20 protein-coding genes are annotated in these 22,845 nt (G+C 60.5%); 5 read left to right on the top strand and 15 right to left on the bottom strand.

Annotated elements, in window-relative coordinates; genetic code table 11:
* Window positions 1-10 precede the first annotated feature (10 nt).
* The 3 genes from A3224_RS11955 to traF all read left to right on the top strand — a co-directional run bounded on the left by A3224_RS11955 (window position 11) and on the right by traF (window position 3,263).
* Complete coding sequence (locus tag A3224_RS11955; protein WP_067154914.1) at window positions 11-1,255, top strand: EAL and HDOD domain-containing protein; 1,245 nt, start codon at window positions 11-13, stop codon at window positions 1,253-1,255.
* Window positions 1,256-1,732: 477 nt separating this feature from the next.
* Complete coding sequence (locus A3224_RS11960) at window positions 1,733-2,095, top strand: energy transducer TonB (RefSeq protein WP_067154917.1); 363 nt, start codon at window positions 1,733-1,735, stop codon at window positions 2,093-2,095.
* A 13-nt stretch (window positions 2,096-2,108) separates the two neighbouring features.
* Entirely contained in the window at window positions 2,109-3,263 is a 1,155-nt protein-coding gene (gene traF / locus A3224_RS11965; protein WP_067154920.1) for a conjugal transfer protein TraF, read from the top strand.
* A gap of 121 nt (window positions 3,264-3,384) precedes the next feature.
* Here traF and A3224_RS11970 read toward each other — a convergent pair whose 3' ends face one another.
* From A3224_RS11970 to motA, 13 genes are all read right to left on the bottom strand, one after another.
* On the bottom strand, window positions 3,385-4,086 hold the full coding sequence (locus A3224_RS11970; RefSeq protein ID WP_067154923.1) for an RNA polymerase sigma factor FliA: 702 nt from the start codon (window positions 4,084-4,086) through the stop codon (window positions 3,385-3,387).
* Window positions 4,087-4,305: 219 nt separating this feature from the next.
* A complete protein-coding gene (gene flhA / locus A3224_RS11975) occupies window positions 4,306-6,378 on the bottom strand; it encodes a flagellar biosynthesis protein FlhA (RefSeq protein ID WP_067154926.1) in 2,073 nt (690 codons plus the stop codon).
* Window positions 6,379-6,383: 5 nt separating this feature from the next.
* Window positions 6,384-7,520 carry a flagellar biosynthesis protein FlhB gene (gene flhB / locus A3224_RS11980; protein ID WP_067154928.1) on the bottom strand — a complete coding sequence of 379 codons (1,137 nt, stop codon included), beginning with the start codon at window positions 7,518-7,520 and terminating at the stop codon, window positions 6,384-6,386.
* 500 nt (window positions 7,521-8,020) lie between these two features.
* A complete protein-coding gene (gene cheZ, locus A3224_RS11985; RefSeq protein ID WP_067154931.1) occupies window positions 8,021-8,713 on the bottom strand; it encodes a protein phosphatase CheZ in 693 nt (230 codons plus the stop codon).
* Between the two features lie 29 nt (window positions 8,714-8,742).
* The gene (gene cheY / locus A3224_RS11990) at window positions 8,743-9,129 is read right to left on the bottom strand and encodes a chemotaxis response regulator CheY (protein WP_067154934.1); all 387 of its coding nucleotides are present in this window, start codon (window positions 9,127-9,129) and stop codon (window positions 8,743-8,745) included.
* A gap of 24 nt (window positions 9,130-9,153) precedes the next feature.
* Window positions 9,154-10,914, bottom strand: a complete 1,761-nt coding sequence (locus tag A3224_RS17430) for a methyl-accepting chemotaxis protein (RefSeq protein ID WP_067154937.1) — start codon at window positions 10,912-10,914, stop codon at window positions 9,154-9,156.
* A 43-nt stretch (window positions 10,915-10,957) separates the two neighbouring features.
* On the bottom strand, window positions 10,958-12,016 hold the full coding sequence (locus A3224_RS12000) for a protein-glutamate methylesterase/protein-glutamine glutaminase (protein WP_074902934.1): 1,059 nt from the start codon (window positions 12,014-12,016) through the stop codon (window positions 10,958-10,960).
* Window positions 12,017-12,138: 122 nt separating this feature from the next.
* Entirely contained in the window at window positions 12,139-12,999 is an 861-nt protein-coding gene (locus tag A3224_RS12005; protein ID WP_067154940.1) for a CheR family methyltransferase, read from the bottom strand.
* 5 nt (window positions 13,000-13,004) lie between these two features.
* Window positions 13,005-14,663, bottom strand: a complete 1,659-nt coding sequence (locus A3224_RS12010; protein ID WP_074902931.1) for a methyl-accepting chemotaxis protein — start codon at window positions 14,661-14,663, stop codon at window positions 13,005-13,007.
* Window positions 14,660-15,163 (bottom strand): chemotaxis protein CheW, encoded by a 504-nt coding sequence (locus tag A3224_RS12015; protein ID WP_067154943.1) that lies wholly within the window; start codon window positions 15,161-15,163, stop codon window positions 14,660-14,662. Before A3224_RS12015 ends, A3224_RS12010 begins: the two co-directional genes overlap by 4 nt.
* Complete coding sequence (gene cheA, locus A3224_RS12020) at window positions 15,160-17,250, bottom strand: chemotaxis protein CheA (protein ID WP_067154946.1); 2,091 nt, start codon at window positions 17,248-17,250, stop codon at window positions 15,160-15,162. Before cheA ends, A3224_RS12015 begins: the two co-directional genes overlap by 4 nt.
* Before the next feature lie 2 nt (window positions 17,251-17,252).
* Window positions 17,253-18,119: a flagellar motor protein MotB gene (motB, locus tag A3224_RS12025; RefSeq protein WP_197462985.1), complete on the bottom strand. Its 867-nt coding sequence runs from the start codon at window positions 18,117-18,119 to the stop codon at window positions 17,253-17,255.
* A complete protein-coding gene (gene motA, locus A3224_RS12030) occupies window positions 18,116-18,979 on the bottom strand; it encodes a flagellar motor stator protein MotA (RefSeq protein ID WP_067157926.1) in 864 nt (287 codons plus the stop codon). Before motA ends, motB begins: the two co-directional genes overlap by 4 nt.
* Before the next feature lie 348 nt (window positions 18,980-19,327).
* Here motA and A3224_RS12035 point away from each other — a divergent pair, with 348 nt between their 5' ends.
* Window positions 19,328-20,089 carry a glycerophosphodiester phosphodiesterase family protein gene (locus A3224_RS12035; RefSeq protein ID WP_231902375.1) on the top strand — a complete coding sequence of 254 codons (762 nt, stop codon included), beginning with the start codon at window positions 19,328-19,330 and terminating at the stop codon, window positions 20,087-20,089.
* A complete protein-coding gene (locus A3224_RS12040; protein ID WP_067154949.1) occupies window positions 20,073-21,281 on the top strand; it encodes a glycerol-3-phosphate dehydrogenase/oxidase in 1,209 nt (402 codons plus the stop codon). The genes A3224_RS12035 and A3224_RS12040 overlap by 17 nt, the downstream gene beginning before the upstream one ends.
* 19 nt (window positions 21,282-21,300) lie before the next feature.
* Here the strand turns inward: A3224_RS12040 and A3224_RS12045 are convergent, their stop codons facing one another.
* Together A3224_RS12045 and A3224_RS12050 are read right to left on the bottom strand one after the other, a co-directional pair.
* Window positions 21,301-21,741, bottom strand: coding sequence for a DUF5991 domain-containing protein (locus tag A3224_RS12045; protein ID WP_156481477.1), 441 nt, complete (start codon window positions 21,739-21,741; stop codon window positions 21,301-21,303).
* A gap of 8 nt (window positions 21,742-21,749) precedes the next feature.
* A complete protein-coding gene (locus A3224_RS12050) occupies window positions 21,750-22,604 on the bottom strand; it encodes a hypothetical protein (protein ID WP_231902376.1) in 855 nt (284 codons plus the stop codon).
* Window positions 22,605-22,845 lie beyond the last annotated feature (241 nt).

Consider the following 22,845-nt stretch of genomic DNA (forward strand, 5'->3'; position numbering starts at 1 on the left):
AGTCGACAGCGTGACACGATTACCAGATGTTATTGATGATGATCTGCTGGAAGTGAGTCTGGCCTGCCGGCCCGTGTATAACCGCGGCCAGGAGGTTGTCGCCCTTGACCTGCTGGTGCAGGGAGAGCAGCCATCCCTCGGGGCGACGCTATCGGATATAGAAGCCAGCAGTGCAGTCATTCTCGGCACCTATACCCAGCTGTTCCAGGACGGCCGCATGCAACGGGTACCCGGCTTCCTCAAAGTCACCGATGAAGTGATCCTGGCCCCCGAGCTTCCGGACCTGCCCAAGGATCAATATATTCTGGAAGTGCCGGAAGGTATGCTGCTCACTTCCGAGCGTGTAGAACAGCTTAAACTCCTGGCTCAGCGCGGTTACCGCCTCGCAATGGCGGGTTACGACCCCGACGACGTCGAACTGGATGTACTGGTGGAGCTAGTGCATATCGTCAAGGTGGACACCCGGCAATTAAACGACGCTGCCCTCGACCGGGCGGTACGCAAACTGCGGGCAAATGGCGTAAAGATTCTGGCGGACAAGGTCGACAACCGCGAGCAGTTCGAGCGCTGTGCGGATCTGGGGTTCGACTACTACCAAGGCAATTTTCTCAGCGCCCCCACCCCAATCAAGGGCAAGAAGATCAGCGGTAACAAGGTACTGCTACTGCAACTGTTGTCAGAGCTACACAGCCCGGAAGCATCGCCAATGCGTCTGGAGCAAATTGCGCTCAAGGACGCCAACCTCACCTACCGCATATTGAAGGTCGTCAACTCCGCCGCCATGGGTCTGCGCCGTGAAGTACGCTCCTTATCCCATGCCATCGCACTTGTAGGCCTTGAAGAGATCAAGCGCTGGGCCAACTTATTCCTGGTATCCGGTGAGCACAACAAGCCGGAAGCACTCACCCGCAGTATGCTGGTGCGCGGCCGCATGTGCGAGGTTCTGGCGGAAATTGCCGGGCACAGCGACACTGTTAACTATTTTATTGTCGGCCTGCTGTCGCAGCTGGATGCACTGATGGATATTTCCATGCCGGAACTGATGGAGCAGGTACCCCTGAGCAAAGAAGTCAAAAGCGCCCTGTTGGCGCGCGGCGGCAGCTTGGGTGAAGTCCTCGGTGAGGTGGAACGCTACGAGCAGGGCCTCTTCGATGAACTCACCCTGCTGAAAGATACCCGGTTCTACGAGGCCGCCTACCGCCACGCCATTGGCTGGGCGCAACAGGTTCAGAAAGCGATGAGCTCCGCGGACTGACACATAGCCTCCCGGCTCCGCCCCGGTGAGCAGCCACTGCGGAGCCCACGAGCGCTCTGACGGTTCCAGACAGGTTCAGGGCGCAGTGTTTTGACTTCCCTAAAGAACCTCTGATTAATTCACTTCCTGACGGTAAAAACTCTTTGAAGCCAGAAGAGAAGCTCAGGTGTAGGCTGGCCATTTCGAAACCGTCGGATACAGGGATGTATCCGTCGGAGCCTCAGGAAAGTACTCATGCGTTCTCGAAATGGCTATCCTATTGCCTGAGCGCCCCGGAAGCTACCATAGTGTTCGCGCGAATTAATCAGAGGTTCCCTAAGCGAATTATCGGCTGCGCCCCAATTCTCTACTAAAGCCCGCTTTTATTCCGCCGATAGTGAAAGTGTGGACCGTTTCGGCCCACCGGCGTCGCTTGGCGCCGCAATTTCACATCTCCTAAGACTCAAGTCCGAAACACTTTCACCGGGGAATCAAGCCATGAAACTGCTCAAACTCCTATTTGTCCTGGCAGTAACCGCCGCGGCATCGAACACTGCAAGCGCCAACGACGCGCTCAACCAATACGCAACCCAATTGAAGAAGCACACCGCCCAGCACGTCCGTTATCCCCGGCGCGCGCAGGAGCGCAAATGGGAGGGCGTGGTACAGCTGCAGGTCACTATCGACGCCCAAGGTCAGGTGCAAAACATCCAGGTACTAAAAGAATCCAACTACTCCAGCCTGAACCGGGCGGCCTTGCGCAGTGTTGAGAGCGCCAACCCTTACCCTGCCATCCCGGCTGAGCTGGGAATCGACAGCTATGAGTTTGTCGTACCCATCAACTTCAAACTTTCCAGCTGATCGGAGCGAGGAAATGATGACAAAAAAACTGGCCACACTGTCCGGTGCCCTGTTTCTTGTATCGGGCACCGCCAGTGCCGAGATCTTCAGCGGCCGCGCCAGCGCCATGGGTGGTGCCGGCGTAGCTGGGGGTGACTACACTACCAGCGCTATCCTCAATCCGGCCAACGCGATCCATTTCCGCGACGGCGACGACTTCGGCACTTTTCTGAACTTTGGCGCCATCGCCGACGAGCGCAATGACTTTCTGGATGTGGGCGATGAACTGCAGGAGCGTCTCGATCAGTTGGATGGCGCTTTGGTGACTGTCGAAGACGCACAGGGTGTTTCAGCGCTGCTCTCCGAATTGTCAGAAGGCGCGCTCAGCGGCGAATTCGGCGCGCAATTCAGTGTGGCGATCCCCAACGAGCTGGTCAGCGCCGTGCTCTACGCGCGGCAGAACCTGCTGCTCTCCGCCACTTTTGACTACAGCGACGAGGACCGCAATTACCTGGATAACCTGCAGCTTGAGCCCTTTCTGGAGGACAACCTGACATCATCCGCCACCGCCAGCGGCTATGCGGTTCGCGAACTGGGGCTTGTCCTGGCGCGCACCATTCCCATCGGCAACCCCGACTGGCAGTTGTCCCTGGGAATAACCCCCAAGCACCAGACAATAGAGACTATCGAGTACACGGCCACGGCCGCGGACTACGATATCGATGAGCTGGATGCGGACACCTATACCACCGAGGACAGTGACTTAAACCTGGACCTGGGCGCTACCCTGACCTGGCACAAAACACGCTTCGGCCTCTCAGCGCGCAATCTGGTGGAGAAGGACTACGAAACTGTCGGCGGCAATCCTGTCCCGCTGGAAACCCTGGTCAGCGGCGGCATCGGTTACAACGGCGACATCCTGACCGCTCTGTTTGATCTGGACTTCACCGCCAGCCGACTGCCCGGAGGCGAGGAGGCCCGGTTCGCTCGAGCGGGGGTCGAACTGGATATGGCGGACTGGGCGCAACTGCGCCTGGGCTATCGCCACGACCTGGAGGGTACAGTCGACGATACCATCAGCGCCGGCATCGGCTTTTCCCCCTTCGACGTGCTACATCTGCATCTGGCCGCAATCAAGTCTTCGGACGATACCCTGGGTGCGGCACTGGAGTTCGGGGTGGATCTGTAATCAAAAACAGGGGATTGGAGCGGTCGCTGCGCGGTAGAGCATGACCCGCGCAGCGGCCGTCCTTCCTCCTTCCATCCTGTGAGAGGATCTAGCCGGGACGGGCAGACCGCCCGTCACCGCCCTACAAGGCTGCCAGCCGAGCGCGCAAACGTTTGATTGCCTGACTGTGCAACTGGCAGACACGGGATTCAGTGACACCGAGAATGGCGCCAATTTCCTTCAAATTCAATTCTTCCTGGTAGTAGAGGGCCATCAGCAGCTTTTCCCGCTCAGGCAGCGCATCTATCGCAGTTATCAGAAGCTCGCGCTGCTCCCTGTCCAGCAGAGCGGCAAAGGGAGACATGGGCCCTTCCGGACCGGCTTCCGGTTCACCATTCTCCGCCACCAACTCCTCATAGGGGAGCAAATGACCGTTGTTGGTATCGCTGAGCAACTGGCGATACTCCTGCAGGCTCATACCCATTTCCGCGGCAATCTCCCGCTCGCTGGCGGGGCGGCCAAGACGCTGCTCGAGTTTGTACAACTGTTGCTCGACTGCCCGAGCATTGCGGCGCACACTGCGCGGCAACCAGTCTCGGGTACGGAGTTCGTCGATCATCGCGCCGCGGACGCGCTGGCTGGCGAAAGTGGAGAAGCTGGCCCCGGCACTGGGATCGAAACGCTGCAGCGCGTCGAGCAAGCCCAGGGTACCAGCCTGGATCAGGTCATCCAGATCTATCCCCGAGGGCAGTTTTACCTGCAAAGCCAACGCCTGGCGCCGGATCATGGGCAGGTGTTCTTCCAGCAATGTGTCTCGTTTTATTTTTCCCTGTGCCGTATACATGCGATTCCCCGGCTTGTGCTACTGTCTCCTCTAACTGCCTCTGCGCCCGGCTGAAACAGGCGGGAGAGGAACCATTATTTGCAGTCGGTGACAATTTCTATGCGGGGAATAGAGGGAATTGTTGCTGGCTATTTGAAAGTTCACCCGCTGGCGGTCACTCTCGCCCACAGTGGAGATCTCAACCTTGCCGCGGGGCGAAGCGCGGGAGGGCGCGGCATCTTAGGCCGCGCCGCCAATCAGGTTGGTCACGCGCAGGTGGCGGTCGTCGGGGATCTCCGCCTGGGATATCACCGTCAGGTGGCGCAGGCGCCGGCGCAGGAAATGCGCCAGCAGCGGGCGCAGCCCGTGGGGCACCACCAACACCGGCGGCTCGCCGGCGGTCTCCTGGCGCTCCAGCGCCGCCGCGGCCTGTGCCATCAGGGTATCCGCCAGTCCCGGTTCCAGGGCACCGCCTCCTTCTAGTGCCTGGGTCAGTACCTGCTCCAGGCGACTGTCCAGGCCGATCACCCGCAGCTCATCCCGCCCCGGGAACCAGTGGTGGATAATGGCCCGCCCCAAGGCCAGGCGGACCCGTGCGGTGAGACCCATGGGGTCCTGCTGCTGCCCCTCGCAATCCGCCAAGGTATCGAGGATGCTGCGCAGATCGCGGATGGGGACATCCTCGTCCAACAAGTTCTGCAAGATGCGCTGCAGAACTGTCAGGGACACCACCTTGGGCACCACTTCCTCCACCAGACTCTTGTTTTCGCCCGCGAGCTTGTCGAGCAGTTGCTGCACCTCCTGTCGGCCGAGCATCTCGGCAGCGTGGCGGTGCAGCAAGTGATTGAAATGGGTCGCCACCACGGTGCCGGCGTCCACCACTGTGTAGCCATATACCTGGGCGTGCTCGCGCTGATCGTCGTCGATCCACACCGCCGGCAGGCCAAACGCCGGGTCTTCGGTAGGGGTGCCCGCCAGCTCGCCGGTAACCTGGCCGGGGTTGATGGCTAGCCACTTCCCGGGGAAAGACTCCCCGCGGCCCACTTCGGCCCCCTTGAGGGTAACCACATAGGTGTTGGGTCCCAGTTCCAGGTTGTCGCGGATATGCACAACCGGCGGCAGGAAGCCCACCTCGCGGGCGAATTTCTTGCGCACGCTTTTAATCCGTCCCAGCAGCTCGCCTTTCTGGCGCTGGTCCACCAGGGGAATCAGGCGGTGCCCCACTTCCAGGCCCAGGGTATCGATCAGTTCCACGTCGTCCCAGCTCGCCTCGGGAGGCTCCTGCTGCTGCGGCGCTTCCGCCTGCATCTGCTCTTCCGCCAGGCGGTCGTCCCGCCTGCGGCCAATCATCCATGCCATGCCGGCAAGCAAGACGGTGAACAGCAGGAAAACAAAATTCGGCATGCCCGGCACCAGCCCCAACAGCCCCATGACGCCAGCGGCAAGAAAAAGTACTTTGGGATTGGTGAGCAGCTGGTCGATCATCTGCTGCCCCACGTCCTGGTCGGTATTGACGCGGGACACGGTGACACCAGCGGCGGTGGAGATCACCAGGGCCGGAATCTGTGCCACCAGACCGTCGCCGATCGTCAGCAGGGTATAGGTGCGCGCGGCATCGGCAAAGGACATATCGTGCTGCATGGTGCCGATCAGCAAGCCACCGATAATGTTCACGGCCATGATCACCAGACCCGCGACAGCGTCGCCGCGCACGAATTTACTGGCGCCGTCCATGGAACCGTAGAAATCCGCTTCCCGCGCCACCTCGGCGCGGCGCGCGCGGGCTTCTTCCTCACCGATCAGACCCGCGTTGAGGTCGGCGTCTATCGCCATCTGCTTACCGGGCATGGCGTCGAGCATAAAGCGCGCCCCCACCTCGGCGATGCGGCCGGCCCCCTTGGTAATCACCATGAAATTGATGACCACCAGAATCAGGAAGACCACCAGCCCCACGGCGAAGTTGCCCCCCACAAGGAACTGGCCGAAGGCTTCGATCACCTTGCCCGCAGCGGCGCCCCCCTGGTGTCCTTCCATCAAAACGACACGGGTGGAGGCGACGTTCAGGGCCAGACGCAACAGGGTGGTAAACAGCAGCACTGCCGGGAAGGCGGCAAAGTCCAGCGCCCGCAGTGTAAACATGCTCACCAGCAGCACCATCAGTGACAGCGCGATATTGAAAGTGAAGAACAGGTCCAGGGCAAAGGGTGGCAACGGCAGTATCAGCATTGCCATGATCAACAGGATCAGCACCGGCCCCGCCAGCAGTTTGCCGCCGGGGCTGCCGAGCCCCTCCATACCCAGATACCGGCTCATCGGATTCACGGGGTAACCTCCATCTCTTCAGGAACCGGCAAATCGGCCGGCGTCTCGGGGAATTCACCATCACCGTTGCGGGCGCGGCGCAGGCGTATAGCCCACACCAATACTTCCGCGACAGCGGTATAGAGCTGACCGGGAATTTCCCGGTCCAGGTCCACATGGCGGTAAAGGGCACGCGCCAGTGGCGGAGCCTCGAGCAAGGGCACGTCGTGTTCCGCCCCCAGTTCGCGAATGCGCGCGGCCACCGCGTCCACCCCCTTGGCCACCACCCGCGGTGCCGCCATGCGGGTTTCGTCGTAACGCAGCGCGACGGCGTAGTGGGTCGGGTTGGTGACAATCACATCCGCTTCCGGCACCTTGCTCATCATTCGGCTGCGGGCCATGGCCTGCTGTTGCTGGCGGATGCGGGCCTTGAGCTGCGGGTCCCCCTCGGTTTCCTTGTGCTCCCGGCGGATTTCCTCCTTGCTCATACGCAGTTTTTTGGCGTGGCTCCACAGTTGGTAGGGCACGTCGATCAGTATCACCACGATCAGCGACAACACCATCAGGCCGCAGGCCTGGGCCGCAAGCCGCAGCGCGGCAGCCAAGGCCTGCTCCCTCGGCATGTCCATAAGCGCCATAAACTCGCCGCGGCGGGTCATCAGAAAGGCGGCGACCACACTGCCCACCAAGAGCGACTTGGCGATTGCCTTGGCCAGTTCCGCCAGCGCCTGGGAGGAGAACTGCCGCTTGAGACCTTTGATCGGATTCAGTTTCGAAAACTGCGGCTTTAGGGATTTTGCGGAAATGAGAAATCCACCCAGCAGGTTGGGAGCCGCCAAGGCGACGGCAGCCAGCAACACGAACAAGGGCAACAGTCCGGTGAGCATGCGCGCCCCCAAATCGGCGGCGCTGGCGATCATAGCGGTACTGTCGAAAGCTTCCCGGCGCTCGAATAGAAACGACTGTTCCATAACCAGGCCCACCCGGCTAAACAGGTGAGGCCCAAGGGCCCAGAGTCCCCCGACACCGGCGCCCAGCAGCATCACCGTGGCCAATTCACGCGAGCGGGCCACCTGCCCTTCCTCGCGGGCTTTTTGCAGGCGTCGGGGCGTGGCCGCTTCTGTTTTTTCCTGGTCTTCCGTCTCGTCGGCCATTGGGCATCGGGGGGATTGCTCGGGTGACGGCCATTGTCGGGCATGGCAGCCGCAGGCAAAGGCACGATAAGCGGGGTTTGCCGGCGCTTATTCGGGAAGGGAGGGTGCGTTGGCGTCGCGGTTTAGAAGTACAACATCGTATGGATAAGGGTAAATAACGGGAATAATCCGTTGAGTCCGGGGGCGTGCACTACAGAGAGAAATTTGTACGTTTTCGACCGACTTTCCCGCTGTCTCGCCCCCGGAGACACGCAAAACACACCTGAGCATGCATCAGTGCATTACTAGGGAGCCTCTGATTAATTCATTTCCTGGTGGCAGAGGTTCTTCGGGGCGGATGTGAAGCTCAAATGATAGGACGGATATTTCGAAACCGTCGGATACAAGGCGGTATCCGGCGCAGCTACAGGGAAGTACTCGTGCGCTTTCGAAATATCCGTCCTACTGCCTGAGCACCCCAGAACCTACCATTGTGTTCACGCGAATTAAGCAGAGGTTCCCTAGAAGCCCAGTTCATTGAGCAGATCATCCACCTGATTCTGGTTACTGACAATGTCCTCGCCATCGCTGTGGATCTGAGGGCCGTTCACCAGTGTATCCTCCTCGCGCTTGCGGCTCTCTGCGGCATTTTTCTCCAGGCGTTGCCTCAGAGCCTCTCGCTCCTCACCCTCGGGCACGCTTTCCAGCAGCACCTGCAGCAACTGGCGCTCCACTTCCTGGATGACTTCCATCATTTTTTTGATTACCTGGCCGGTCAGATCCTGAAAGTCCTGGGCCATCATGATTTCCAGCAGTTCCTTACTGGTCTCGCGAGCCATGGCCGGCACCGCTTGCAGATAGGCGCGGGTCTCCTTGACCAGTTCCCGGGCTTCATCCAACTCTTTCGGGTTTTCAAACCAGTCCTGCCACCGCTTGTCCAGGGCCTCGGCGCGGGATTCGATTTCGTTTTGCAGCGGCTGCGCCCGGTCCACCGCATTGAGGGCCCGGTCCGCCGCCTGCTCTGTCATCGCGGCCACATAATTGAGCCGGTCGCGGGCATCGGGGATGGCCTGGGCGGCCTTTTCCACTTCCTTATCCAAGCCCAGCTCGCGCATGCTGTCCCGCAGCATACGGGTAAGTTGGCCAATACGCTGGACCAGGTCGTCGCTCTGCGCGTTTTCAGGGGCCGCCGGTTGCCGAGCCTCACCACTCATAATCACGTCTCCTCAGGGTAAGGTGGGCGCTATTTTCCCAACTTCTCAAAAATCTTGCTGAGTTTCTCTTCCAGGGTGGCGGCGGTGAACGGCTTGACAATGTAACCGTTGGCACCGGCCTGGGCGGCCGCCACTATGTTGTCTTTCTTCGCCTCGGCGGTAACCATCAGTACCGGCAGCGATTTGGTGGCCTCATCAGCGCGGATCTGCTTGAGCATATCGAGGCCGTTGAGGTTGGGCATGTTCCAGTCCGATACCACAAACTCGAAGCCGCCAGCGGCGAGTTTGGACAATGCCTCTTGGCCATCCTCTGCCTCCTCCACATTGGTAAAGCCCAATTCCTTCAAGAGGCTGCGGATGATCCGGCGCATGGTGGGGAAGTCGTCCACCACCAAAATTCTCATACCCTTATCCATTTGTACTTCTCACTCGGTCGTCGATTAAAACTCTTCCCATTCGTCATCCGTCGCGGCTACGGTTTCCCGCCGCGAACTCTCCACCGGTGTGGCGGCCTTGGATTCACGGCGCACCGCAGTATCCTGACCGTTACTTTCCGCAAGCGCCTGGCCGGCATCACGGCTCACCGACAGTTGCGGTTCGTCGGTATCATTTCGGGCCGGAGCACTGAACTCATGCTCGGCGGACAGACGGAACACAGCAACTGCCTCTTCCAAACGCCGCGCCTGCTCCTCCAAAGAGGCCGCAGCGGCAGACGCTTCTTCCACCAGTGCCGAGTTCTGCTGAGTGGTTTCTTCCATCTGGCTGACAGCGCGACTGACCTGCTCGATACCACTGCTCTGTTCCTGAGAGGCGGCGGAAATCTCGTCCATTATGTCGGTGACCCTTTTCACCGCGGCCACCACTTCCTGCATGGTTTCACCGGCCTGCGCCACCAGGAAAGACCCCTCTTCGACTTCACTGACGGAGCGCTCGATCAGCGCCTTGATTTGCCGCGCGGCGTCGGCGCTGTTGCCTGCCAGATTGCGGACTTCCCCCGCCACCACGGCAAAACCGCGGCCCTGTTCGCCCGCACGAGCCGCCTCAACAGAGGCATTGAGAGCGAGAATATTGGTCTGGAAGGCAATGGAGTCGATCATGCCGGTGATCTCCGCCACCTTGCGCGAACTCTCGGTGATACCCTGCATTTTGCTGGAGACCTGCTGCATCACCTCGCCACCGCGACTCGCGGTGCCGGAGGCGTCATTGGCCAAACCGCTGGCCTGACGCGCATTGTCGGCATTCTGCTTCACCGTGGCGGTGAGTTGCTCCATGCTGGCGGCAGTTTCTTCCAGAGAAGCCGCCTGCTGCTCGGTGCGCACGGACAAGTCGGCGTTGCCGCGGGCGATTTCCCCGGAGCCGGTGTAGATGGAGTTGCTGCCCGCGCGCACCTGCACGACGATGTCGCCAAGGCTGTCCTGCACCTCGCGCATGGCATTGAACAACTTGCCGATCTCGTTGCGACCGTGGTCACTGATAGGATGAGACAAGTCTGCCTGGGCGATGCACTGCAGGTTATCCACTGCTTCATCCAGGGGCTTGACCACAGCGTTGCGCAGCAGCAGGTAGATAAGTGCCAAAATCACAACCACCGCAGCCAGTACTGCGGTGCCGATGATGCCGTAGCTTTCGCTCGTATCCTGATAGACCGCCATAATGGCGGCGCTGTTCTCTCCCGCCTTTTCCAGATAGTCGATTAGCGCCGAGTTGAGATCGTCGTATAGGAAGCTCACATCCTCCTGCACTTCCCGGAAGCCGTCCAAATCCGGCTTGTCCTGACTCAGCATGTCGTACTGGGCCTGCACCTCGCCGAGCAGTTCCGGGAAGGCAGCGGCCAGTTGCTCAAATTCATCCGACGTCCCTTTTTCTGTGTGCGCTTTGCTGACAGCGGCAAACTTCTCACCGGCGCTATTGAGCAGGGGGCCGGCCTCTTCCAGATAGGTCCCGGCGCTCAACTTGCGCCCGGCAGACAGCTCATCGGCGCCCAGGTTCATCTCTATTCGGCCCTGATTAAGCTGCGTAATAGCGCGGAATATTTCGTGAAGTTCCTCCACGTTGATCCGGTGCAGGGAGCGAATGGATTCCTCGCCAATTTGATTGGTGGCGACGCGGAGTGCGGCCTGGGCCGCCATCAGCAGAGTGCAACACACCAGCACCCCCGCCACTATCGCGTTGATATTGAGATTGCGGATCAGGTTCTTCATGGGCGGCGTATCCTCCTCGTCCGTCCTCCAGAGTTCTCGTTCTCTATACCCGTTGCGCGCGCCCGGAGGCCGCGGCCAGTGTCAGAATGCGCGGGGCCACTGTCTCCAGGGAGACGATTTCCGAAGCGGCGCCCAGGGCTGCGGCCTCGCGCGGCATGCCGTAAACCAGTGATGTTTCTTCGTCCTGGGCCAAGGTCGGGGCACCGGCGTCGCGCATTGCCAACAATCCCGCGGCGCCGTCCTTGCCCATTCCGGTCAAGAGCACACCGATGGCGTTGCGGCCCGCCAGTTCCGCTGCGGAGTGAAAGAGCACATCCACAGACGGGCGGTGACGGTTGACCGGCGGCCCCGAATCCAGCCGTACCTGGTAATTGGCACCACTGCGGTCCAGCAGCAGATGGTGGTCGCCCGGGGCGATATACACATGTCCCGGCAGCACCCGCTCTCCGTCTTCGGCCTCCTTGACGCCCACGCGACAGAGCCGGTTGAGCCGCTCCGCGAATGAGCGCGTAAAACCGGGCGGCATATGCTGGGCAATCAAAATTGCCGGACAGTTGGCTGGCAGCGGTTCCAGCACCCGCCGAATCGCTTCCGGACCGCCGGTGGAAGCCCCCAGAATCACCAGTTTCTCGCTCGATACCATCACCGGTTTGAGCGCTTCCGGCGCTGGGCGCCGGGCCTCGACACGGCGCGGCTGTACACGGGCGGCGGCGCGCAGCTTGTCGGCGATCAGTTCGCTGTACTCCAGCATGCCGCTGCGGATGCCCATTTCCGGCTTCTGCACAAAATCCACCGCGCCCAGTTCGAGCGCTCTCAGAGTGATTTCGGACCCGGACCGGGTCAGTGAGGACACCATCAGTACCGGCATTGGCCGCAGCCGCATCAAGCGCTCCAGAAAATCCAGGCCGTCCATGCGCGGCATTTCCACGTCCAGCGTCAGTACATCCGGGTTATGGCGCTTGATCAGATCCCGTGCCACCAAGGGGTCCGGCGCCACCGCCACTACCTCCATATCCGGCTGGCTGTTGATGATTTCGCTCATCAAGCCACGGATCAGTGCCGAATCGTCCACACACAGGACCTTGATTTTTTCCTTGGGCAAATCAATTCTCTCCTCGCGGCCCTTATCGGCACTGCACCACGTTGTTATTCATCGGCCGTGTGGCGTACCTCTTTAGCCGGCTTTTCAATAACTCGCTTCAACCGCCTCACAGATGATCATCTTCACGCCAGGGTGTATACCGTCTGCCCTCGTAGACGAAAGTGTTTGCTGAGCTGAGTAAAATTCTCCGAGTGCCCGACAAACAACAGGCCGTCAGGTTTGAGCAAAGGGGCAAAACGCTCCAGCATCCGCGCCTGGGCAGCCTTATCGAAATAAATCATCACGTTGCGGCAGAAAATAGCGTCCAGACTGCCCTTGATCGGCCAGCTGCCCTGAACCAAATTGAGCTTTTCGAAGCGCACCCGCCCGGCCAACTGTGGGCGCACCCGCACCAAGCCGGCGCGATCCCCTGTTCCCTTGAGAAAAAAACGCTGTATCCGCGCGCTGGACACCTGCATGCGCACCTGCTTTTCCGGGTAGACGGCTGCCCGCGCCCGGGCGAGCGCATCGGTATCAATATCCGTTCCCAGGATGCGGATATCGGCGCTATCCCCCAGTGTCTCTACCAGCGTCATGGCGATGGAATAGGGCTCCTCTCCGGTGGAAGCACCGGCGCTCCATACCCGCACAGGTCCGCGGCGGCCGCGGAAGTGCTCCGCCAGTAGGTGGAAATGGTGCGCCTCGCGGAAGAATCCGGTCAGGTTGGTGGTAAGCGCGTTGACAAAGGATTCCCACTCCGGGCCATCAGGGTACCGCTCCAGCTCTGCCAAATAGTCGGCAAAGTGCGTCAGACCACGCTGACGCACTCTCCGCCCAATGCGGCTGTACACCATGTCACGCTTATGCTCTGTGAGCACAATACCTGCGCGCTGAGCGATCAGATCGCGAATGCGGGCAAAGTCTGTGTCAGTGAGTATCAGGTCCCGCTCAACAGGAACATCCGCCCCAAGCTGTGGGGCGGTTGCGGATAAAATGGCAGTCAACGCGATTACTCCGTGGCAGTCTGCTCCGACAAACGATCGGCCGGAAAGTCGCGCCGCGGTGCTGCCGCTGCATTGAACTCCGGCATGCGGAAGACGGATATGGCCTGGGCGAGCTGTTCGACACGGGACTGCAGAGCGGTGGCTGTGCGCGCCGAGGACTGGACGTGCTCGGCGTTCTTCTGAGTCATGTCATCCATCTGCGCCACCGCCTGGTTGATCTGGTTAATTCCGGTACTCTGTTCGGAGGAGGCGGTGGAAATTTCCTGCATGATATCGCTCACCCGGGTGACGGACTCCACCACCGCCGCGATTGAGGATTCCGCGCGCCGCACCAGGCTGGCACCACTGTCGATCTCCCGTGCGGAGCTGTCGATCAGGCTGCGGATTTCCTGCGCCGCGTCGGCAGAACGGCCGGCCAGGCTGCGCACTTCCTGGGCCACCACCGCAAAACCGCGCCCATGCTCGCCGGCCCGGGCCGCCTCCACCGAGGCGTTCAGAGCGAGGATATTGGTCTGGAAGGCGATGCTGTCGATGGTCTCAATAATGGCCGCCATTTTTTCCGAACTGGCAGTGATCCGCCCCATGGTCTCCACAACCTGGCCCATGGCGGTGCCACTCTCCCGTACCATCTGTGACGCATCCACAGCCAGGTCACTGGCCTGGCGCGCATTGTCCGCGTTCTGGCCCACAGTGGCGGTCATTTCCTCCATACTCGATGCGGTCTGCTGTAGAGAGGCCGCCTGTTGTTCGGAGCGGTGGGACAGGTCTTCATTACTCATGGCGATATCCCGCGCGGCCGGAGATACCACGGCGACACTCTTGTTGACCTCTTTTACGATATTGGCAAGGCTGCGCCGCATAATGTCCTGCGCACTCACCAGACGGCCCACTTCGCCGCGAGCGGCCTTGGGCGGGCACATGTCCAGGTTGCCAGCGGCGATATGAAAGGCGAAGGTCTCCGCCTCCTGCATCGGCTGCAACACGCCGCGCCCGATAAAGAACGCCTGCAATCCCAGCAGAGGCACCCCGAGGAGCAACAGCGCCAGCTGGCCGCCGAATATCAGCTTGGCGGTCTCTTCGGCTGTCGCCCCCAGCGCGTGCCATCCGAGGACGACGCTGCCACCTAGCAGCAATACCGCCGCCGCTATCAACGCCGCCACGCGGACCTTTAAGGAAGCAAGGCTGAGATGGCGCAACCAACCGCGCGGACCGCGCGGTACCACCTTCCCCCGGTCCAGTGCCAGATGGCCGCCGCGGCCTTCGCGCAATGCGCGGTACTGCTCCTCCGCCCGCGCGGAGGTGTCGCGGTCGATCTTGGTGCGCACTGACACATAGCTCACAATGCGCCCCTCTTCGATCACCGGAGTAACGTGGGCCCGGACCCAGTAGTGGTCGCCGTTTTTGCGCCGGTTTTTAACCAGACCGATCCACGGCTCCCCACGCTCGATGGTCTCCCACAAGTTCTTGAATGCCTCCGGTGGCATATCCGGATGGCGGATCAGATTGTGAGGAGCACCGATCAGCTCTTCGCGACTGTATCCGCTGACTTCCACGAAGGCGGGGTTGGCGTATGTGATCTTGCCGCGCAAGTCGGTGCGGGAAATCAGAATGTCGTCATCCCTGAGTAGGTATTCTCGCTGGGTGACCGGCTGATTGTTTCTCATTGTTGATTCTCCTCGGCCTTATCCACCAGCGCCATTTCCTCGCTGGTGAGCAACTTTTCTATATCCACCAGCACCAGCATGCGCTCACCCAGATTGCCCAGCCCCTCGATATAAGCCAATGGCAGGCCGACACCGAATTCCGGCGCCGCCTTGATTTGCTCGCCACTCAGCGTCATCACGTCGGAGACACGGTCCACCACCATGCCCACCACCCGCTCGGCGATGTTGACGACGATCACCACGGTCTGCGCGTCATACTCGGCGCTGGACAGGCGGAACTTGATGCGCAAATCCACAATCGGAACGATCACACCGCGCAGATTGGCCACACCCTTGATAAAGTCCGGGGCATTGGCAATGCGGGTGACGTTGTCGTAGCCGCGGATTTCCTGCACCTTGAGGATATCGATGGCGTATTCCTCATCCCCTAGGGAGAAAACCAGAAACTCCCGGTTGCCGCTCTCAGCGGCGGCGATCTCCTGTGCGCTGGTGTTGGTCATACTGTTTCTGCCTCCTGTCGGCTCCGGGCCGCTTCGTGCGCCCCGAAGATGGGATTTTCTTTTATGCTCTGGCTGAGGCGGTGCAGATCGGCGATGTCGAGAATCAGAGCCACGCTGCCGTCGCCGAGAATGGTCGCGGCGGACACGCCAGGGACCCGGCGGTAATTGGTTTCCAGGTTCTTGACCACTACCTGCTGCTGGCCGACCAGCTCATCCACCTGCAGGGCGTAGCGACGCCCTTTGCCCTGCACGATTACCGCGATGGCGGCGGTGGGGTCTTCGACGGCGCCGCGCACATCCATAACCCGGTGCACCGCCACCACCGGCAGGTAGTCTTCCCGCACCTTGAGCAGCAGGTCGCCACCGGTTCTGGGGTAGAGGTCTTCCTTTTGTGGCTGCAGGGATTCAATGACACCGCTGATCGGCAGAATGAAGGTTTCATCGCCCACACGGATCAACATGCCGTCGAGGATCGCCAGGGTCAGCGGCAACACAATACGGATGGTGGTGCCCTGCCCCGGCTGGGAGAGGATATCCACGTGACCGCCCATGGACTGGATATTGCGCTTGACCACGTCCATGCCCACGCCCCGTCCCGACACATCGCTGACCTCCTCGGCGGTGGAGAACCCGGGGGCGAAAATCAGCTGCCACACTTCGTCGTCGGGCATATTGTCGGTTACCGGAAGACCGTTGCTGCGCGCTTTGGCGAGTATTTTGTCGCGGTTCAACCCTGCGCCGTCGTCGCTCACTTCGATCAAAATGTTGCCGCCCTGGTGGGTGGCGGACAGGGTCAGGCGGCCACAACGCGGTTTGCCGGCGGCTTCGCGGCGCTCCGGCGACTCGATGCCGTGGTCCAGGCTGTTGCGCACCAGGTGCGTGAGCGGGTCGATAATGCGCTCGGTGAGCCCCTTGTCGAGTTCGGTGGATCTTCCCTCGGTGACCAGCTCCACTTCTTTGTCGAGCTTGCCGGCCAGATCGCGCACCAGGCGCGGAAAGCGGCTGAACACATAGTCCATGGGGACCATGCGCACCGACATCACCGCCTCCTGCAGGTCGCGGGCAGTGCGGGCTAGCAGATTGAGGCCGTGTTCCAGCTTCCCGTGGACCTGATCGCCGGCTTCCGACGCCACCTGGTTGAGCATCGACTGGGTAATGATCAGCTCGCCCACCAAGTTGATGATCTGGTCCACTTTGGTTACCGGCACGCGGATGGAGGTGGACTCGCCGCCTCCGGCGCCCTTCGCCGCAGCGCTCCGCCCCGGCTTCGATGTCTTTGGGGACGCCGCCTTTTTCTCTTCAACTTTCTCAGAGGATTTTTCCTCGGCGGTGCCCGCAGTCGCTTGCCCGGCGTTACCGGTATCCGCGGCGGCTCCGGCCTGCGCCAAGGGGCTGATCTCCAACTGCTCCGGCTCGGCGATAAAACACATTACCGCTTCAATATCATCCGCACTCAGAGAGGTGGACAGGGTCACCTCGTAGCGCTCGGCGCCGCCGGACTGACCCTTGATATCCCCCAGGTTGCCCAACTCTTCGATCAGCAGCTGACGGTCCTTTTCGGCCACATTGAGGAACACCACTCGGTAGCCTCCACCGGCACCGTCGGACTGCGGCTGCCCAGCTTCTCCAGCTGCGGGCTTCGGCACTGCTTCTACAGCTGCAGGCTTCGGCGCAGCACCGTTCACATCCGCAACTTCACCGATTTCCTCCAGAGCCAGCTGCTGCAGCGTCTGACATATCCGCTCCAACGCCTCCGGGTCCGGCTCGGAGCCGCTGCGATAGGCTTCCAGTTGGTCGTTCAGCATGTCTTTGGCTTCCAAAAAGGTATCCACTATGTCGCGGCGCAGGGCCAGCTCGCCGCGGCGGGTGTAGTCGAGCAGGTTCTCCAGCAGGTGTGTGGTGCGTTGCAGCGCCTCGAAACCGAAGGTGCCCGCACCGCCCTTGATCGAATGGGCAGCGCGGAAGATGGCATTCAGCTGTTCCGGGTCGGGAGCGTCCACATCCAGCTCCAGCAGATGGGTTTCCATCTCCGCCAGGAGTTCACCGGCCTCCTCGAAAAAGGTGTCGTAAAATTCTGTTATATCCATCTTTACTTACGCACTTGGAGGGGAGCGGACCAGTGCCCGGCCAATATCCGCGCCGCTGCCTGATCGCTGAGTACCATGATGCTGATACGCCGGTTTACAGGATCGCCGGGAGCACTGCCCGGTATGGGCACACGGTCGCCCATACCGGTGACACGCAACAATTTGGCGCTGTCCAGACCGCCAGCCACCAGCTCCCTGCGCGAGGCGTTGGCCCTGTCTGCGGACAATTCCCAGTTGCTGTACCCAATATCGCCCGCGGCATAGGTGAGACTGTCGGTATGGCCACTGATCGCCAATTGGTTGGGCAGCTCATTGAGCAGCGGCGCCATGGTGCGCAGCAAGTCCCGCATATAGGGCTCCACCCGATCACTGCCGAGGCGGAACATGGGGCGACTCTCGGTATCCAGCAGCTGGATACGCATGCCCTCGGGGGTCATTTCGAAGCGGGTCTGTTCGCGTAAATCGCGCAGCTCTGCCTTGGCCTCCATCACCGTTTCTATGCGGTGGCGCAGTTCGAGCAGACTGCGACGCACATCCGTGGGCAGTCGTTGGGTACGCATATCCACACGCGCCCGTTCACCGTCCACATGGGCCGGATCCGTACCGCCTCCGGGGATTACACTGGTGCTGGCGCTGTCGCGATCACCTTTGCTGAGCGCGACCGCCAGGGGGGTACGGAAATATTCCGCCAGCCCCGCAAGTTGCTGAGGAGAAGCAGCGGAGATAATCCACAGCACCAGGAAGAGCGACATTAATGCCGTCATCAGATCCGCGAGCGCGATTTTCCAGCTCCCACCGTGATACGCCTCTTCCCCTTTGCGCGGGCGGCGGATAACGATGCGGCGTTCCACCTTGTCCACGGCAATCACGCACTGACCAGACCGGACCGCACATACCCCTCCAACTCATCGAAGGTAGGTCTCTCGGCGGTATCCAAAGTTTTACGACCGAATTCCACAGCCAGCTGCGGCGCATAGCCATTGAGGCTGGCCAGCAGCGTGACGCGAATGCACTGCAGCATTTTCACCAGCTCCCGCGTCTGACGCTCGATACGGCTGGCCGTGGGATTGACAAAGCCATAGGCGAGCAAAATCCCCATAAAGGTACCCACCAGAGCGTGGGCCACCATGACCCCGATCTGGGCGACGCCGGAATCCGCCGCCCCCAGAGCATTCACCACCCCCAGGACCGCGGCGATAATGCCAAAGGCGGGCAGACCATCACCCACTTTAAACAGCGCATCGGCGGGAATCCGCGCTTCGTGCTCGAAAGCCTCTATTTCGTGCATCATCAATTCGTCGAGCTCCAGAGGATCCATGCTGCCGCTCACCATCAAGCGCAGATAATCGGTAATAAATCCCATGATCAGAGGATCATTCAGAATGCGCGGGTGCTCAGCAAACAGCGCACTGTCTCGCGGGTTTTCGATATCGTTTTCGATACCGATAACACCGTCGCGGCGCATCTTGGTGAGCAGTTTGTACTGCAACGCCATCAGGTCCATATAAGTGTCTTTGTCGTACTTGCCTGTACGCCTCATGCGCGAAAGGGTACGCAAAGTGGCCTTGATGGCTTTGCCATTGTTGCCCGCAATAAAGGACCCCAGCGCCGCACCAACGATGATCAGAATTTCCATCGGTTGATACAGCGGCCCAAGGTGCCCGCCGGACAGAGAAAAGCCCCCGAATACCGAGAGGGCGACAATAAGAAATCCGAGAACTATCAACACAACCGGCATCCCTCCGCTGACTGCATACACTGCCTTTAGCCTGTCTATCGGCGGACGGGCGGCGGGCTTGAGGGTCGGCGGCAGAAAAAGTCGCGCGCATGCTCGCTGCGCGGCGGCACAGACTGTCCAGGCGTTGCAAACGGGGCCCACCCCTGCTTGCAACATCACCACCACCAGCTATTTTTCCAGTAAGGCCGGCGGCCACCGCCAAGCCGTTTTGGGGAACCTCTGATTTATTCCCACAGGAGCTGTCATGGGCTTCGGGGCACTCAGGCAACAGGATGGGTGTCTCATCCAGCCTCAAAGTATCTTTACCATCGCGAGGCGACCGAATCAGAGCTTCCCTAGATGGACCTGCGATTTCTCTGCCACTCGCGCCGAGAAGACAATAACACCCGCTATCCGGACCTGACGTTTATGCTGATTGCGCACCGAGGCGACAAAGTCCGCCAACCGGCAAACACCATCGCCGCCTTCGAGGCCGCTCACGGCCTGGGCACCTGCGCCATTCAAATAGATGTCCGCTTCAGTGCCGATGGAACGCCCTGGTGCTTCCACGACGACCAAGTTCAGCTGCCCGGCCACAGCAGCACGCGCGCCTTTCATCAGCTGCACGACCGGGAATTGCGCCAGCTACCGTTAAATCCCCTTATTCAAGTGGTCGACTGGGCCAGCTGCCACCGGCACCTGGACTGGTTTATCGAAGTGAGCGCCACTTGCCTTACGCGATTAGGTACTGCGCGGGTCGTGGAGACACTGATGGAACTGCTGCGGGCCGAGAGAGACTCCTTTGCTCTGCTAACCGGAAACCACCACTGCCTGCGCTTGGCGCGCAGCCGCAACTGGCACCAGGTGGCACTGAAAGTGGACCGTGTGGCACGCTGCCTGTCTCCCGAGGTGGTCACTCTGGCGCCGGACTACCTTTTGATCCGCGACAAGCGTGTAGAAACGGCTGAGTTGCCACCGGGCCCCTGGCAGTGGGTGGTCTATGAGATCAACTCCGCCGAGGAAGCCGTGCACTGGCGCACCCGCGGCGCCCACCATATTCTCACCGGCAACCTGCCGTTGCTGATGCGATCCCGGGAAGCCAGCGATGTCTATGAATTTTGATGTCCTGGTGGTGGGGGCGGGCATACAGGGCGCCGGTGCCGCAGAAGCGCTGGCAAAGGCCGGTTATCGGGTAGCGATCCTCGAGCAGGTAGGCGTAGCCGCGGCCACCTCTTCCCGTTCCTCCAAACTCATCCACGGCGGTCTGCGCTATCTGGAAAGCGGTCAGTTCCAGTTGGTCTATGAATGTCTGCGCGAGCGGCGCTGGTTGCTCGACCACAAACCGCAGCTGGTGCGCATGGTGCCCTTCTATATTCCCGTGTACCGCCACAGTAAAAGGTCTGCGTGGGTGCTGCGCCTGGGATTAACCCTCTACTCTCTGCTGACCGGCGCGACCGGTGCCTATTCCCGCTTCCGCACCGTGCCGCAATCTGAATGGGATGGGCTCGCCGGTCTCGACCGCGAGGGACTGGTTGCGGTCTTCAGCTACTACGACGCGCAAACCGATGACGCTGCCCTCACACGCAATGTGGTGGACTCAGCAGTCGCACTCGGCGCCCGGCTTATCTGCCCCGGCAGCCTGATCGGCGCCGAACTGTCCGGCAACGGCTTGCGCGTCGATTACTTTTCTGAAGGTCAGCTCAACACACTGCGCACCCGCGCTCTGGTCAACTGCTCCGGCCCCTGGGTGGAAAGCACCAACGCGCTCTGCTCGCCGGAGGCACGACTGCCGGCAATCGAGCTGGTGGCCGGCACCCATATAGAGCTCCCCCTATCCCTGGGTGAACAGATCTTCTATGTGGAAGCCGAGGACGGACGCGCGGTGTTCGTTATGCCCTGGCGGGGCGGAACGCTGGTGGGCACCACTGAGCGCAACTATTCCGGGGATCCGCGGGACGTGGCCCCCACCATTGAGGAGGAACGCTACCTGCTGAGCACGGTGCAACGCTACTTTCCCCAGACCCGCGCGCTGCAGACACAAGATATTTGCAATAGTTTTACCGGGTTGCGGGTACTGCCGAAAATGGAAAAAAACCCCTTTTCCCGGCCGCGGGAAACACTTATCTGTAGCGACAATGAAAAACGGCCCCGGGTAGTGGCGGTGGCTGGCGGAAAGCTCACCAGCTACCGGGCAACGGCGCGCAAGGTTGTGAAAAAATTGCGTCTAACGCTGGAGGAGGACGATACCGGGGACGGCGGGAAGGCGGCGCATACCTCTCCCACCGGCCTATCGGAAAAGGAGCGCAACCTTTAATACCCCCGTGGCATCACAATCACTGACGGACGAAATAGTTACCCGTTTTTTCCTCTACCGAGTCCGGCGCCAGGGCGCCCCATTCGGTAATCAGTGCTCCGGTATCGCGGGCATGACGCAGCGTGAACAACGGCTCGTCCACTTGATAGACCTGCACCCCGTAGATATTTTTCACTTCGCCATTGCCGTAGGAGCGAAAGCGCACTATCGCCGATTCAGCACCGGCATCGAGCGTACAGCGAATACGGGAGTCTGACTGGTAGCCGCTGATTGCCAACAGGCAGCGGTCAGCTCCGAGCTCCAAACGATACTCCACCAGCATAGACGCCCCGCCGGGGTCCTCTCCCAGGGATTCGCTGAACAGATAGACCCCCTCCCAGTCCGCACGGGACTGGCAAGCGGCGAGGGCGAACAGTAAGGCGCAAAACGCCGTGATCGAGAACTTTTTTATCATAGCCATTGTAGTGCTCATCCCAGATACCCCTTTTGCAGTCCCTTTTCGTATTTCTGCCGCACTTTGACCGAAATCTCGGCTGGCGTAATGACGCCGTCCCTATTCTTGTCAAAGCCCGAGTTCTGCTCGTAGGTTTTACTCCCCTGGCGGAACAATGCGGCGGCGGGGTCCATACCGATCGCAGCCGGATACAGAATCGCCATATAGATATCCTCCAATGTCTTCAACTTGCCTTTGTAGGGCAGGAAATATTTTTCGACGTAATCCAGCTGTTTTTCTGCGGTCATTTTGGCCAGGGCTTCGGTGGTTGTACCCAGTCCCTTGGCAGTCCGCGGCATAAACTGGATCAACCCCGTGGCGCCACTGCCAGCGGCATTCTTAATTGAAGGACTGAAGGTTTCGCCAGTTTCAAAAGCCATGCAGGACATGAGGAAGTCTGGTGATATACCGAGGTTAGCGGCGACCTCCCTGACCCGGCGCTTGAACGCGGGAGATACCTTGGCGCCCCAGGCAATCGCGTCGGTCGCCGGGCGGGCGGCAGGTTCCGCAGCGCGCACACCGGTTTCCGTCGGGTGCACCGAGAAGGTACCGCGGAAATATACCGGCGTTTCCTCCGCATAGCGCGCCAGACTGCGCCAGGTTCTGCCGCCCACATCCACCCGGCCATCGGGCTTGGAGAAACCGACCACATTTCTCTGAAAATCCTTGATGCGGTTGATGGTATTCGGGCCAGCCAAGCCATCCACGGCAAGCAATGTCCAGGGAACGCGGGTAGCTCTGTTCAGCAGCTCCTGCACCAGCCGCACGTCATCGCGGAAGTTTTGGGCCCGAAAGCCGACCGATCCGGTCAATTTCATCTGAGTCTTCATAGTCCTTTTCCATGGAAATCCAGAAGGAAAACAGTGTAAAAAGCTGCGTTTATTTAAAACAATCAACCGTTCACAAATTCGGCGCTAAAATCCTGCTTCGCTCATTGCGCTACCCGCTCCATGCAGCGCAATGCACCCGGCTCCAGATAAGGAGCCCAGGTGCAGCGGTGGGTATTTCTAGAGCGAGGAAAGCGACAGGGAAGTACTAGGGGACCTCTGATTAGTTCGCGTCAACACTATG

The sequence above is a fragment of the Microbulbifer thermotolerans genome (assembly GCF_001617625.1).
Classification (GTDB): domain Bacteria; phylum Pseudomonadota; class Gammaproteobacteria; order Pseudomonadales; family Cellvibrionaceae; genus Microbulbifer; species Microbulbifer thermotolerans.

Coding starts and splice junctions, on each gene's coding strand:
- A3224_RS11960 (WP_067154917.1), top strand. CDS start 1,733: ATGAAACTGCTCAAACTCCTATTTGTCCTGGCAGTAACCGCCGCGGCA.
- traF (WP_067154920.1), top strand. CDS start 2,109: ATGATGACAAAAAAACTGGCCACACTGTCCGGTGCCCTGTTTCTTGTA.
- A3224_RS11970 (WP_067154923.1), bottom strand. CDS start 4,086: ATGTATACGGCACAGGGAAAAATAAAACGAGACACATTGCTGGAAGAA.
- flhA (WP_067154926.1), bottom strand. CDS start 6,378: ATGAGCCGGTATCTGGGTATGGAGGGGCTCGGCAGCCCCGGCGGCAAA.
- flhB (WP_067154928.1), bottom strand. CDS start 7,520: ATGGCCGACGAGACGGAAGACCAGGAAAAAACAGAAGCGGCCACGCCC.
- cheZ (WP_067154931.1), bottom strand. CDS start 8,713: ATGAGTGGTGAGGCTCGGCAACCGGCGGCCCCTGAAAACGCGCAGAGC.
- cheY (WP_067154934.1), bottom strand. CDS start 9,129: ATGGATAAGGGTATGAGAATTTTGGTGGTGGACGACTTCCCCACCATG.
- A3224_RS17430 (WP_067154937.1), bottom strand. CDS start 10,914: ATGAAGAACCTGATCCGCAATCTCAATATCAACGCGATAGTGGCGGGG.
- A3224_RS12010 (WP_074902931.1), bottom strand. CDS start 14,663: ATGAGAAACAATCAGCCGGTCACCCAGCGAGAATACCTACTCAGGGAT.
- A3224_RS12015 (WP_067154943.1), bottom strand. CDS start 15,163: ATGACCAACACCAGCGCACAGGAGATCGCCGCCGCTGAGAGCGGCAAC.
- cheA (WP_067154946.1), bottom strand. CDS start 17,250: ATGGATATAACAGAATTTTACGACACCTTTTTCGAGGAGGCCGGTGAA.
- A3224_RS12035 (WP_231902375.1), top strand. CDS start 19,328: ATGGACCTGCGATTTCTCTGCCACTCGCGCCGAGAAGACAATAACACC.
- A3224_RS12040 (WP_067154949.1), top strand. CDS start 20,073: ATGTCTATGAATTTTGATGTCCTGGTGGTGGGGGCGGGCATACAGGGC.
- A3224_RS12045 (WP_156481477.1), bottom strand. CDS start 21,741: ATGGCTATGATAAAAAAGTTCTCGATCACGGCGTTTTGCGCCTTACTG.
- A3224_RS12050 (WP_231902376.1), bottom strand. CDS start 22,604: ATGAAGACTCAGATGAAATTGACCGGATCGGTCGGCTTTCGGGCCCAA.